This window comes from Legionella shakespearei DSM 23087 (assembly GCF_000373765.1).
GTDB lineage: Bacteria > Pseudomonadota > Gammaproteobacteria > Legionellales > Legionellaceae > Legionella > Legionella shakespearei.
Map to the genome: position 1 here is coordinate 1 of NZ_KB892399.1, position 14,103 is coordinate 14,103.

The window sequence follows — 14,103 nt, forward strand, 5'->3', positions numbered from 1 at the left end:
CGGTTATCGGCGCGTAAGCTATGGACGGAGCGGGGTTAAATCTATGTTATTTATGGCAGCTATGGCGGCCAGACGCTCTAACTCGTCATTGAAAACATTTTTTAATCAGCTTATTTCCGCTGGAAAGAAAAAAATGGTGGCATTAACTGCTTTAATGCGGAAAATCATTGTTATTGCTAATGCCAGAGTGAGAGATGCAGGAACGAAGTTAAATGTGTCAAATTAGGCAAATTTAAATCATTGAAAATATGTTCTGAAACATAGTTGATCTCCCTATATTGGCACCATGCCGCTTTCGGGAGATCCTTCGCGCAAAAAGACGCGCTCAGGACGACGTAGATCGGAGACGAGGATCAGAGGATTTTTTTACAAGCTGCGTCAAATAGAATCGTATACGAAGTTTATGATTGATTTCATGAAAAAATAGGTCTATAACTTGTGCCAAATAATTGTGAGAGGAGCCCAAATAAATGATGTCTGTTGATAATATAACGAACAATAACCAAACGATAGCAGAAGATGATTTCCTCGAATACGCATTAGCTCATGGTTTTGGTGATTTACATTTTAAAGTGGATCCTGAAACCGGGATGAAAGCTATGATTGCCATTCACAGTACCAAACTTGGTCCTGCTTTGGGTGGATGCCGTTTCATTGAGTATCCAAGTACTGCTGCTGCATTAAACGATGCCATGCGTCTTGCCAGAGGGATGAGTTTTAAAGCTGCTTCAGTTAATCTGCCTTTAGGCGGTGGAAAATCAGTCATCATGAAACCCAAGGGTTCATTTGACAGAAATGCTTACATGCACCAGTTTGGTAAATTTATTAATGAATTAAATGGCCGATACATCACTGCTTTAGACAGTGGCACCGTATTAAGCGATATGGATATTATTGCAGAACATACAGATTATGTTGCCAGTCTGTCCAAATATAATGGCGATCCATCACCATCTACTGCCAAAGGCGTGTTACGCGGCATACAGGCTGCTGTTGCATTCAAACTGGGCAAAGACAGTCTCAAAGGCCTTCATGTAGCAATTCAGGGCTTGGGGCATGTAGGTTTTCTGCTGGCACAACATTTACATGAATTAGGCGCAACACTTACCGTTGCTGATATTTCTCCAGCAGCAGTAGAACAAGCTGTTCGCGAGTTCGGAGCAAAAGCAGTACCTACAGAATCCATTCATAAAGTGCCTTGTGATGTTTTTGCCCCCTGCGCTTTAGGTGCAATTATCAATGACATCAGCATTCCCCAACTGCAGACGACCATCATTGCTGGTGCCGCCAATAATCAGCTGGCACACAGTTATCATGGTAAAAAACTGCATGAAAAAGGAATTTTGTTTGCTGCTGACTATGTGATCAATGCTGGCGGATTAATTTTTGCAGCGTCTAAATATCTGCACACTCCAGAAGAACAAGTAAGCAAGCAAATTGATGGAATCCATACGTCACTGACTGAGATCTTTACTCGCTCAGCCAAAGACAATCTGCCTGCAAGTGAAATTGCTGATACTTTAGCTCAAGAAAAACTGGCTTAATTCAGGGGTGTAAAATGAAACATGTAGCACTTACACCTGAATTGTATGACTATATGCTGGATAAATCTCTGCGCGAACACCCCTCATTACAGGGGTTGCGCAAAGAAACATCCACTATGGAACTGGCTAATATGCAGGTTGCGCCTGAACAGGCGCAATTCATGCAATTTCTTTTACGTTTGACAGGTGCTAAAAAAGTCTTGGAACTGGGTACTTTTACCGGTTACAGTGCGTTGGCTATGGCTCTGGCTTTGCCAGAAGACGGCCAGCTTATTACCTGTGATATCAGCGAAGAGTGGACTAAAAGGGCTCATCCATTCTGGAGAGAAGCAAAACAGGATCAAAAAATCAATTTACGTATCGGTCCTGCCCTTGAAACCCTCTATACTTTAATTAATGATGGTTGGGAAAAACAATTTGATTTTATTTTTATCGATGCGGATAAAACCAACTATGTTAACTATTATGAACTGGCATTAAAACTGATTAAACCTCGAGGATTGATCGCTGTAGATAATGTCTTTTGGGACGGCCATGTAGCTGATCCTGATGACAATACTGCCCAAACCCGGGAAATAAAAAAACTGAACGAATTAATCAAAAATGATAAGCGAGTTCATGTGAGCCTGTTACCTATATCTGATGGCTTATTCCTGGTTCAACCAGTTGAGTAATGTTCAGGGACAACAGTCTGAATGGAATGAATATAAGGAGAATCTGACAATGAATACAACAAAAAGTAACCCCTGCGGATTAGATGGCTTTGCCTTTTTGGAATTTTCAGGTCCAGATAAAAATAAATTGCACCAGCAATTTATCGAAATGGGTTTTCAGGCAGTAGCGATTCATCAAAGTCAGGATATCACCCTGTTTCAACAAGGCAATATACAGTTTATTGTCAATGCAGCGCCTGATTGCCAGGCTGCCGCACATGCCAAAACACATGGCGCAGGCGCCTGTGCTATGGGTTTTAAAGTGCGTGATGCACAAGCAGCCTTCCAATACGCTATAACGCATGGCGGTACAGCCTTTGAAGATGCTCCAGCAACCCATCATGGTTTACCGGCTATTCAGGCTATTGGTGGCAGTGTGATTTATTTTGTTGATGATACGCACCAACCCTTTACCGACTTATGGAACTGGAATAAAACATCTGCCGCAACTGGTAACGGCCTTGTAAACATTGACCATCTGACCCATAACGTTTTTCGTGGCAACATGGATAAATGGGCTGAGTTTTATGCGTCCATTTTCAATTTTGAAGAAATTCGCTTTTTTAATATTAAAGGCAAAATGACCGGGCTTATCAGTAGAGCATTAGGAAGTCCCTGCGGCAAAATCAAGATTCCTTTAAATGAATCCAAAGATGATGTATCGCAAATTGAAGAATTTTTGCAGGAATATAAAGGTGAAGGGATACAGCATATCGCATTAACTACAGAAGACATCTATGAAACGGTTCATAGCCTGAGAGAACAGGGAGTAAAATTCCTTGACGTTCCAGATACTTATTATGAAATGCTTGGTGATCGCCTGCCCTGGCATCAAGAGCCTGTACACCTGTTAAATGCTGAAAAAATTCTGATAGACGGTGAAGCAGATCCTAAAGACGGCCTGTTGTTGCAGATTTTCACAGAAAATATTTTCGGCCCCGTATTTTTTGAAATCATTCAGCGCAAAGGCAACCAGGGCTTTGGTGAAGGTAACTTCCAGGCCTTGTTTGAAGCAATAGAGCGGGATCAAGTCCGACGTGGCACCTTAAAAGAATGCTGCTAAGGAGTCATTATGAAACTTGCCAGTTTAAAATCAGCACTGTCTCGCGATGGTGAACTCTGTGTGGTCAATCAGGCATTGACCACTGCCATTCGCGTGCCGCAAATTGCCCCAACGCTGCAATATGCACTGGATCACTGGAGCCAGGTTGAAGCCAAACTTAAAGTGGTCTACCAACAGCTAAATGAAGGTGTTGTGGAAAACAGCTTTGCTTTTGATGAAGAGCAATGCACCTCCCCTCTTCCCCGGGCTTTTCAATGGGCTGATGGCAGTGCCTATGTCAATCATGTGGAACTGGTGCGCAAGGCACGCGGTGCAGAAATGCCCGCTGATTTCTGGACTAACCCATTAATGTATCAGGGTGGTTCGGATGCCTTTATTGGCCCCAGAGATCCGGTTTTCGCCGCAAGTGAAACCTTTGGCATTGATTTTGAAGCCGAAGTTGCTGTCATTACGGATGATGTGCCCATGGGTATTAACAAGAAGGATGCCGAACAGCACATTAAATTATTGATGCTGGTCAATGACGTATCCTTACGAAATTTAATCCCTGGTGAACTGGCTAAAGGCTTTGGCTTTTTTCAATCCAAACCTGCGAGCAGTTTTTCTCCGGTTGCTATTACTCCAGACGAGTTAGGCGCCGATTGGGAAGCTGGACGGGTTCATTTACCGTTGGTAAGCCATCTGAATAATGAATTGTTCGGTCAGCCTGATGCTGGCGTGGATATGACCTTTTCTTTCCCTGAACTGATTGAACATGCCGCAAAAACCAGAATTTTAAGTGCGGGAACAATCGTAGGTTCAGGCACTGTGTCCAATCTGGATCGCAGTAAAGGTTCTTCCTGTATTGCAGAAAAAAGGATGCTGGAAATTATCGAGCAGGGAGAAGCCAAAACACCGTTTATGAGTTTTGGCGATACCATACGCATTGAAATGTTCGATAAACAGGGTAACAGTATTTTTGGTGCTATAGATCAGCAAGTACAATGCTACCCTGCGGATAAAGCATGAAATTATACGATTATTTCAGATCTACAGCGTGTTACAGGGTTCGCATTGCGCTGAACCTGAAAAACATTGCTTATGAAAAAATCGAGATTCATCTGGTAAATAATGGTGGGGAACAGCACAGCCCTGAGTATCAGCACATTAATCCTCAGGGGCTGGTCCCCAGCCTGGATGTGAATGGCCATATTATCAGCCAGTCACTGGCCATTATTGATTATCTGGATGAGGCCTTTCCGCAAATTCCTTTGCTGCCGGCAGATCCTTTGATTAAAGCTAATTTGAGGGCTCTGGCGTTGATTGTTGCCTGCGATATGCACCCTCTTAATAATTTAAGAGTATTAAATCGTTTAAAAGAGCAATTCAAAGCCAGCCAGGAACAGGTCACGGAATGGTATCACCATTGGCTTAAAGCTGGTTTTGATGCTTTTGAAACACAGTTAAGCCAGTTGGAACGCAGCAAGCCAGTGAGTTTTGGTGCAGAAGTTAGTCTGGCAGACATTTGCCTGATACCTCAGGTCTATAACGCCAAACGCTTTAATTTTGATTTGACTGCTTATCCACTGATTCATCAAATCAATGATTATTGCCTGACCTTACCCGCCTTTGAAAAAGCAGCTCCAGAGGCGTCAAGCTAAAGGGTAGCCCGGTCTGCTTGCAGCCGGGATCACATGTGCAATCCCGATCCCGGCTGCAAGCAGACCGGGCTACAGGTTCCGAGAGTCTTGTATCTCAGAGGTCTTCCAAACTCATGAAAATGCTCTCAAGCACATTTTCGATGTTTAACAATACTTCATCATTCCAAAAGCGTAATACGATATATCCCAGAGAATTTAAATAGGAAGTTCTTTCTTCATCGTATTCTTTATTTAAAATATGTTGTCCGCCATCCAGTTCAACAATCAACTTTCTTTGAGTGCAAATGAAATCGATTATGTAATTTCCTATAGGAACCTGGCGCTTGAATTTATAGCCTTGTAAACGGTGAGCTCTGAGATAAAACCATAAATGTTGTTCAGCATCTGTAGTGTTTTGACGTAATAATTTAGCCCGCTGTCTCATTTGTTCATCAGTTTTAACCACTATTATAACCCTCTCCCCCCGCCCTCTCCCGCGAATAGGCTTCAGTTTATTATTCATTGTCCTTTCGCGGGCGAGGGAGCTTTGGCTCAATGCTACATTAAAATTAGCTCTATTACCCAACCAAATTATTTTTCTCATGACAATGACAAGAATCGGTATGGATACCTCCCCCGCGAACAGGGTTCAGTTACTATTCATGTTCCTTTCGCGGGCGAGGGAGCTTTGGCTCAATGCCATATTAAAATTAGCTCTATTACCCAACCAAATTATTTTTCTCATGACAATGACAAGAATCGGTATGGATACCTCCTCCGCAAACAGGATTCAGTTACTATTCATGTTCCTTTCGCGGATGAGGGAGCTTTGGCTCAATGCCACATTAAATTAGCTTTATTACCCAACCAAATTATTTTTCTCATAACAATTACAAGAATCGGTATGGATACCTCCCCCGCGAACAGGGTTCAGTTACTATTCATGTTCCTTTCGCGGGCGAGGGAGCTTTGGCTCAATGCCATATTCTAATTAGGTCTATTGCCTGAACATATTATATTCATTATTTTTCATAAAATGAATGTCCGTTTACCATCAGTGAACCGTTCCAACAAGCGGCACAATCTAAAGCCCCCTCGCCCGCGAAAGGAACAGGAATAATGCGCTGAAGCCTAATCGCGGGAGAGGGCGGGGGGAGAGGGTAATTTTTCCTTCTTTCAAAACCAAACCTTATCAAAATCCACCGTAACCACTCCATTCGGAGTCTTCTCCAACATACTCCAAACTGTCTTGCAGCGCTGCAAATAACCTATTAACAGATTGTTATTGGAACACCGATAACGAACCGGCATCGCATCATACACTTCATTAGTCTGCACCGCCTGACACTGCTCCCCATTAGCTAATTCCACCGCCCAGGGAAACGTTCTGGACATGTCTAAGGTCGCATGCTGCTCATTATTCAAAGGAGCACTTACATTAATCTGTACACTATCCCCTACCCACGGTGACTGAGGACATAGGGCTTCCATCCGTTTGCCTCCTGTTTTAACAAAACAGGGATCATAAAATCTACCTTCCGCCTGACAACGCCAGGCATCTTCACGCGTAATCAATTGCGACTGGCTATAACATACTCCATCTACAACCCTGGTCACTACCGGCTTCACCTGTTCCACCACATCACCAAAAGGCCTATATAATTTTAAGACGGTATCACCAGCCATTGCATGAACAGCACAACACCACAACAACACCAATAAAACTCTTTGTTTCATGTATCACTCCTGCTGATTTTCGTATGTCCTGATTTAGTGTATTATCGCATTTTAAGTATCGTTACCGATTTTGGAGTACATAATGACAGAAGTCTTTAGCATAAAACAATGTCTGGATGGGGAAATCAGTGTTGATGAAACCGTCACAGTCAGAGGATGGGTTAAAACTCGCCGTGATTCAAAAGCAGGATTATCATTCATCAGCCTGCATGATGGTTCCTGCTTTTCCCCTATTCAAATTGTAGCTACAGACGCCTTGTCTAATTACCATGATGAAGTAGTAAAACTGAATGCCGGATGCTCCCTGATTGCTACGGGTAAACTGGTTACGTCTCAAGGTAAAGGACAATCTTTTGAAATTCAGGCGGAGCAGATTGAAGTGGTTGGCTGGGTAGAAAATCCGGACACGTACCCCATACAAGCCAAACGCCATACCCTCGAGTTTTTAAGGGATGTTGCCCACTTGCGCCCCCGCACTAATACCATCAGTGCAGTAACTCGCATACGTCATTGTCTGGCTCAGGCCATACACCGCTTTTATGATGAGCAAGGTTTTTTCTGGATACATACCCCTATCATTACTGCCAGCGACTGCGAAGGTGCTGGAGAAATGTTCCGTATCTCCACTCTGGATTTACTGAATCTGCCTAAAACAGATCAGGGTCAAATCGACTTCACTAAAGACTTTTTCGGTAAAGAAACGTTTTTAACCGTATCAGGTCAACTCAACATTGAAGCCTATTGCATGGCTATGTCCAAGGTATATACCTTCGGCCCAACCTTCCGTGCAGAAAACTCCAACACCAGCCGTCATTTGGCAGAATTCTGGATGGTTGAACCTGAAATTGCTTTCGCCACTCTGAATGACATTTGTGATTTAAGCCAAAGAATGCTGCGCTATTTATGCAGAACCGTATTAAACGAACGGGCAGATGACATGGACTTCTTCAATCAGTTCGTATCTCCTGGTTGTGTTGAGCGCATGGAACTTATGGCCGATGCCGATTTTGAAATAATGACCTATACCGATGCCATTAAAACGCTTGAATCCTGTGGTCACAAGTTTGAATTCCCGGTCAGTTGGGGATTGGATTTACAATCAGAGCATGAACGTTATCTGGCTGAAGTACTCTGCAAAAAACCGGTAATCCTGACCAACTATCCTCAGGAAATCAAAGGCTTTTATATGAGGCTGAATGATGATGAAAAAACGGTTGCCGCTATGGACGTTTTAGCACCAGGAATAGGTGAAATCATCGGCGGAAGCCAGCGTGAAGAACGCCTGCACATTCTGGATAAGCGTATGGATGAATGTAATCTCAATAAAGAACACTACCAATGGTACAGAGACCTGCGCCGTTACGGTACAGTTCCTCATGCTGGTTTTGGTTTGGGATTTGAGCGCTTAATCAGTTATGTCACCGGAGTCAGCAACGTACGTGACGTGATACCATTCCCCAGAACACCGGGGCATGCTGATTATTAAAATGTAGCCCGTATTAGGCAATAGCCGTAATACGGGAGCGTCATACTCATGAACCCAGTATTTCCCGTATTACGGCTATCGCCTAATACGGGCTACGAATCGGGCGTAAATGCCGTTACAACGATGCAACAGCAGGACGATTTTCCTCACATTGACACTCTGCAATGGTTATTCCTGCTTCAGTAGATGCTGCCCTCGACAAAGGTTTATTTCTCGGAGTAAATAATCTTGGTGAAGTCAGTTCGGCACTTGGTATTGGAGCACCTGCATCTTTCTCATCATATTCTTTCTGATTAAAATCCAGACCAGGGATAAAACCTCTGGGAGATGTTGCTGTCTCAGGTTTAATCAAATCATCACCAACATCCCCTTCTAACGCCGAAGTTCTTGATAATGGATGAGAGCTTGATCTTTTTCTGCGTGAAAATAACATCATAAAGGAACTGCTGTTAGGCAGTGATGATGATTGTTCTTCAGTATCATTTTTCGCAATGGTTGAATCTTTCTTGGTTAACATCCTTATTACTCCTTGTTTTTAATACTAATCCTGTAGAGATAAAGTACCCTCATGCAACACAAACACTTTATCCATGCGTTGTGCAATTTGTGGATCATGAGTCACTATAACCAAAGCCGTATTCATCTGTCTATTTAAATCGAGCATCAAATCAAAAACTTTGGATGCTGTGGTTTGATCCAGATTACCTGTAGGCTCATCAGCCAAAACGCAATGGGGCTGATGCACTAAAGCCCGCGCTATGGCTACTCTCTGGCGTTCTCCGCCAGATAATTGCGCCGGCTTATGTTCCTTTCTGTGTTGCAAACCGACATGTTCTAACATGTCAGAAGCCTGTTGCTCGGCATTTTTTACCGCCATACCCGATAATAATAAAGGCATAGCCACATTTTCAACCGCTGTAAATTCTGGTAGCAAATGGTGAAACTGATACACAAATCCTAACCGTTGATTCCGTAATTGGCAACGTTGTTTTTCACTGATTTTTTGCCAATCCACATCACTGATGGTGACTTCCCCACTGGTGGGTTTATCAAGGCCACCCATCAAATGCAATAAGGTACTTTTACCAGAACCGGATGGACCAATAATGGCAATCCTGTCCCCTTTGGCTATGGTTAAATCAATTCCTTTTAATACTTCTACATTTGCAGAACCATCATTGTAGGATTTACATAATTTCTGACTGTTTAAAATGACATTACTCATAATGCAAAGCCTCCGCTATTACCGTTTTTGAGGCGCGCCAGGCGGGATAAATTGTCGCAGCAAAACTCATTAATAAAGCCATGGCACAAATCTGCCACAGATCACTGAATAAAATTTCAGAGGGTAAATAATCCACAAAATAAATACTGGAAGATAAAACCTGCACATGAAACAGGGATTGCAGGTAATTCACTATAGCTGTGGCATTGCTGGCCAAAATAAGACCAGCGCCCAAACCAAGAGTAGTGCCGACAATTCCAACCATCATTCCTTGTACTATGAATACCCATAAAATAGTAGATGGTGTGGCACCTATAGTTCTTAGAATAGCTATTTCAGCCTGTTTGTCATTCACTACCATGACTAATGAAGACACCAGATTAAAGGCGGCGACAGCAATAATCAGCAGTAAAATCATGAACATCATGGTTTTTTCCAGTTTCACCGCTTCGAAAAATGCACCAAATTGTTGTGTCCAGTTACCTACCTGATACTCTTCACCTAAAACATTGGATATGCGTTCAGATAATTCAGGAGCCAGATAAACATTATTAATTTTCATTTTAACGCCGGTCACATCATCACCCAGCTGCAATAGCTTCTGTGCATCAGCGATGTTGATAAAGGCCAGTTTGGTATCAAAGTTAAAACCGGTTCCTGCAGAAAAAACACCAACCACATTGAAGCGTTTAAACCGAGGAATCATGCCCGCCGGCGTCACCGTTGCCTGAGGAATCATGATGGTCACTTTATCACCTAACATTACCCCAAGGCTGTCTGCCAGACCTTTGCCCAGGATAATCCCGAAATGCTTCAAATCGTTCATGGATCCTGCCAGCAATTTATCATTAAGATGAGTAACGGCCTCCTCTTTTTCAGGCAATACTCCTGTCAGGACTATAGGCAAAACCTGTCCCTCATGAGTCAACAAACCCTGGCCACCGACATAAGGGGCAATCGCTTTAATCTCGGGAATGCCTTGCAGTTTTTTTTCCAAATCAGGCCAATCTTTTAACTTTTCATTGAGCCCCGTCACTGTGATTTCAGGAGCCATACCAAAAAAGCGATTATGGATTTCATGATCAAAGCCATTCATCACTGACAGGACAGTAACCAATACCATAACGCCCATGCCAATACCCAGCATAGAGCTTAAAGAGATAAAAGAAACAAAATGGTTCTTTTTCCGTGAACGGGTGTACCGCAACCCTATAAAGAGTGCTAATGGTTTATACATAGTCAGTATATTTTAAGTGAAAGTTCTATTGTAGAGAAAAACTGGGGCTGAGGATATAGCTAGAACATCACTCACAAATGCTCACGGTTTTAAAACCTTAATAATCCCTTAATTAAAATAACTTATAATCTTCTAATATATCATAGGAGTAATCATGCCTTTTCCAAAACTGTCAGCCGTATTAAATAACTGCCCTTTACACGCTTTAACACCAGAAATAAAAGAAGAACTGTTAAAGTTCAGAGAGCATGCTGACTACGATAACAAGCACAATGCTGATTATTTGCTGTTGAAGGATAAATTTGCCGCTTTTTACGGCTTTAATCCCGCGGAATTCAGCTGGAAGCAGTTTGCTGATGTTTTGGGATCTTATAATGCATTTGATACGCAAATTATTATGGGACCAGTTTTACGTTTGTTTATGAAAGACAAGATGATTAGCAATGATTTCATCGCTATCATCGCACAGGCTAATGAAGTCTCTCCCGAAGAGCTTATTAAAAATTATACCGACCTCAATCCAAAAACAGCTCGTTATGAGAGTTTGGCACCCGATGAATTATTTACCGATGTAGGGCAATATTTAGGTTTAAGCCTGCAATACACTCCCCAGGATGGCCCCAGCAGATTAATCGTAGCGCAAGATCCTGTAGCTCAGGTCAACATATTTCATAACGGTGGAGCCGAGGGCGCCCAGACGGGTGGACATTGGGAAAGAACGGCCAAAGGAGAAGGCAGTGTTGATTGCCAAAATCGGGATGACACACAATTAAATCACTTCTTGCCTCTATTAGGACAGGATTCAGCAGTTAACCCTTATGGTTTTGACTTATTAAAAAAACACGTTCAGCTGACAGCTCGCTCTCTTAAAGAGAAAAAGAATTTATATAAAGAATTCGCAGAATTAATTACCACTGCAAATCAGATCAGCCAATATCTGTTTAATATTGTTTCTGTTCCCCGCGAGCTTGCGATAAAACTGCTTGGTAGTGACTTAACAGCAGACGCAGCCCTATTTATTTCCGAATATAAATTTGAAGAAATTCATCCCAATCAGATTTATGAGCAATGGATTAAAGCAGACGCTTCCCAAAAACCAAAACTTGGAGAGTATGAGCAGTTGATCATGAATCGCCTGTTGATGCCAGTAATAGCAGCCAGTTCAGACGCCAATACGCCCGAGAATAAAAGTGGTTTAACTCAGGCACAAACTGATTTTATCAGCCGCGAACACAAAGACAGCCGCCTTTTTGAAACCTGGTATGACAACGAAGACGTATTACGTCTTGTATGGGCGATGCATCAAGACCTCCCTGAGTCCCAGAGAAATCAATTTATGGATCCCTATGTGTTTTTTGACACATATAATAGACACGATATTGATGAAGAAATCGCACTGTGCGTCAGGCAATTAGTGGAGGCACCTGACAGACGTTATTACCCCTTTATCATAAAACCGGAAATTGGCAGTGCTCATTACTATGCCGGAATCATTCGTAAAGACATAGTGAAGGGTGAACCCAGACTGACTACATTCTTATTTAACCCTACCGGCTCTCCCGAACAGGTGGTAAAAAAATTAAAACTGCCCAGCCATGTCCTGATAGGTGGTGAATCTTTAGTATTATCCCCTCATGAAGTGCAAACCAGGGATAAGGATAATGGAAGACTGGTTTCTTGCGGCCCTCTTTGTGTTGAATTTATTGGCTATGCGCTGCAAAATCCAGGCTGGATAGACAGTCTTGATGAGCGATTTGTATTACCTCCGAAACTGCAACAAATCAAAGACAGTAACCTCGAAGAATATCAGGCACACATAACAGCATTGCGCGAACAGCATTATCAGGCTTTGGCAAAAGTTCCTGATGGGCAATTATCAACAATTTTAGATGATCATTTAACATTCAGCACGTTCATTTCAGATGAATTAAAAGCAAAAGCTCGACGTAGACAAATTATAGATTTAAAGGATGATCCTTTTGATGAGGTTGATCCTGCTGATTATGAAGAAGATGGTGAAGATATTTTCAGCTTCAGCTCTGATGGAGAAAACGATCCTCCTCCTGAGCCTTCAGATGATGAGGTAGATGAGCCACAAGTGGTTACAGACGTTTTACCTCAAACGGATATTCTTCTGGCAGAACAGGAAGAGCAGGCTCTTGAAGAAGCAGAACATGCTACACGTTCCAGCTCCGATGAAGAAAACGTTCCTGTTCTCCCTGCTGAACCTTCAGATGATGGAATAGATGAGCAACAAGGGGTTATAGACGTTTTACCTCAAACGGATATTCTTCAGGCAGAACAGGAAGAGCAAGCTCTTGAGGAAGCAGAGCACGTTGCACATTCCAGCTCCGATGAAGAAAATGCTCCTGTTCTCCTTGAACCTTCGGATGATGGGGTAGATGAGCCACAAACGGATGTTGACGTTTTACCTCAAACTGATGTCCTGCTGGCAGAACCAAACGAGGAAGTGGTTGAAGAAGTAGAGCATGTTGCAAGTTCCAGCTCTGATGTAGAGGACAATTCTACTCCCAGAGAACCTTCTAATCTGACAGCCACTGAAGAAAAAAAACACGATGATGGTCATGAAGGTCTGGATAACTTACCAGGACCTGCAGCAATAAATCATCCGGCAACGAGCACACTTACAGAGGTCATAGAAACAGAACTTCTCGCAGAAGAAGAACAACCCACTGCATTCGCTGACAATGTGGTTACCCCGCCAGTTCTCGCAGAGTCTGATAAAGAAAGCTCAGAAGAAGAGCAACCTAATGCATTATCTGACAATGTAGATGCCCAGCCAGTTCTTGCGGAGTCTGACGAAGAAAGCTCAGAAGAAGAGCAACCCGCCGCATTGGTTGACAATGTGGTTACCCAGCCAGTTCTTGCAGAGTCTGATAAAGAAAGCTCGGAAGAAGAGCAACCTGTTGCATTTGCTGAAGAGAAACCTTTTGTAGCAGAGAGAGCTAAGCCTGCTCTCTTGCAAGCAGAACAAAATTTTGAGAAGCAATTTAAGTTTGGTGCACTTGATAAAAAAATTGCGAATCTGTTGGCACGCTTGTCTGAAGCAAAGCTCAATAATGATACTGCTCAATATCATAACTTGAGAGAAGCTTATTTCGCGGCAAAAAATCTGAGAAGAGATTTAACAGCGGCAGGCGTAGTGTATTTCAATAATCCTACTAAGGAACAATATCGCGAATTTAAAACATCATGTGATGGGTATTTAAAAACAGCTCATAAAACGCTGGATAAACACCGCGGTTGGTCAGAATTTCTCGTGAATCTTGCCATAGGCATATTTACTGCGGGATTAGGATTGTTGATCAAAGGGGGAATTAATCTCGCAAATAACCATTCGTTCTTCCATGTCCATAAAACGGCTTCCGCCAAACTATTAGATGACATCGAAGAAAGTGTTAAAGACGCAAGCAAAATCACACCAAGCGCTTAAGCTTACTGTAGCCCGGGGGCAGCAT

Annotated in this window: 13 protein-coding genes and 1 pseudogene; 9 read left to right on the plus strand and 5 right to left on the minus strand. The window is 42.7% G+C overall.

What is annotated here, in order from left to right:
* From B094_RS0108005 to maiA, 6 genes and pseudogenes are all read left to right on the plus strand, one after another.
* Positions 1–226, plus strand: a pseudogene (locus tag B094_RS0108005) (hypothetical protein); the annotation flags it as partial.
* A 244-nt stretch (positions 227–470) separates the two neighbouring features.
* Entirely contained in the window at positions 471–1,544 is a 1,074-nt protein-coding gene (locus B094_RS0108010) for a Leu/Phe/Val dehydrogenase (RefSeq protein ID WP_018577291.1), read from the plus strand.
* Positions 1,545–1,558: 14 nt separating this feature from the next.
* Positions 1,559–2,218 (plus strand): class I SAM-dependent methyltransferase, encoded by a 660-nt coding sequence (locus B094_RS0108015; RefSeq protein WP_018577292.1) that lies wholly within the window; start codon positions 1,559–1,561, stop codon positions 2,216–2,218.
* 49 nt (positions 2,219–2,267) lie between these two features.
* A complete protein-coding gene (gene hppD / locus B094_RS0108020) occupies positions 2,268–3,320 on the plus strand; it encodes a 4-hydroxyphenylpyruvate dioxygenase (protein WP_018577293.1) in 1,053 nt (350 codons plus the stop codon).
* 9 nt (positions 3,321–3,329) lie between these two features.
* Positions 3,330–4,328, plus strand: a complete 999-nt coding sequence (locus tag B094_RS0108025; protein ID WP_018577294.1) for a fumarylacetoacetate hydrolase family protein — start codon at positions 3,330–3,332, stop codon at positions 4,326–4,328.
* On the plus strand, positions 4,325–4,960 hold the full coding sequence (maiA, locus tag B094_RS0108030) for a maleylacetoacetate isomerase (protein ID WP_018577295.1): 636 nt from the start codon (positions 4,325–4,327) through the stop codon (positions 4,958–4,960). Before B094_RS0108025 ends, maiA begins: the two co-directional genes overlap by 4 nt.
* Before the next feature lie 94 nt (positions 4,961–5,054).
* On the opposite strand, the gene B094_RS0108035 is transcribed toward maiA, so the two are convergent.
* On the minus strand, positions 5,055–5,405 hold the full coding sequence (locus B094_RS0108035) for an endonuclease domain-containing protein (RefSeq protein ID WP_018577296.1): 351 nt from the start codon (positions 5,403–5,405) through the stop codon (positions 5,055–5,057).
* A gap of 81 nt (positions 5,406–5,486) precedes the next feature.
* On the opposite strand from B094_RS0108035, the gene B094_RS0108040 reads away from it, so the two are divergent.
* Entirely contained in the window at positions 5,487–5,930 is a 444-nt protein-coding gene (locus B094_RS0108040) for a hypothetical protein (RefSeq protein ID WP_018577297.1), read from the plus strand.
* Between the two features lie 185 nt (positions 5,931–6,115).
* On the opposite strand, the gene B094_RS0108045 is transcribed toward B094_RS0108040, so the two are convergent.
* Positions 6,116–6,676: a hypothetical protein gene (locus B094_RS0108045; RefSeq protein WP_018577298.1), complete on the minus strand. Its 561-nt coding sequence runs from the start codon at positions 6,674–6,676 to the stop codon at positions 6,116–6,118.
* Positions 6,677–6,758: 82 nt separating this feature from the next.
* Here B094_RS0108045 and asnS point away from each other — a divergent pair, with 82 nt between their 5' ends.
* Entirely contained in the window at positions 6,759–8,162 is a 1,404-nt protein-coding gene (asnS, locus tag B094_RS0108050) for an asparagine--tRNA ligase (RefSeq protein WP_018577299.1), read from the plus strand.
* A 115-nt stretch (positions 8,163–8,277) separates the two neighbouring features.
* Here the strand turns inward: asnS and B094_RS0108055 are convergent, their stop codons facing one another.
* Genes B094_RS0108055 through B094_RS0108065 form a run of 3 tightly spaced genes read right to left on the minus strand, consistent with a single transcriptional unit; the run spans position 8,278 to position 10,624 of the window.
* Positions 8,278–8,679, minus strand: coding sequence for a hypothetical protein (locus B094_RS0108055; RefSeq protein WP_018577300.1), 402 nt, complete (start codon positions 8,677–8,679; stop codon positions 8,278–8,280).
* A gap of 24 nt (positions 8,680–8,703) precedes the next feature.
* On the minus strand, positions 8,704–9,387 hold the full coding sequence (gene lolD, locus B094_RS0108060) for a lipoprotein-releasing ABC transporter ATP-binding protein LolD (RefSeq protein WP_018577301.1): 684 nt from the start codon (positions 9,385–9,387) through the stop codon (positions 8,704–8,706).
* Positions 9,380–10,624: a lipoprotein-releasing ABC transporter permease subunit gene (locus B094_RS0108065; RefSeq protein ID WP_026253943.1), complete on the minus strand. Its 1,245-nt coding sequence runs from the start codon at positions 10,622–10,624 to the stop codon at positions 9,380–9,382. The genes lolD and B094_RS0108065 overlap by 8 nt, the downstream gene beginning before the upstream one ends.
* A 154-nt stretch (positions 10,625–10,778) precedes the next feature.
* Between B094_RS0108065 and B094_RS0108070 the strand changes: the two genes are divergently transcribed.
* Positions 10,779–14,078, plus strand: a complete 3,300-nt coding sequence (locus B094_RS0108070; RefSeq protein WP_018577303.1) for a hypothetical protein — start codon at positions 10,779–10,781, stop codon at positions 14,076–14,078.
* Positions 14,079–14,103 lie beyond the last annotated feature (25 nt).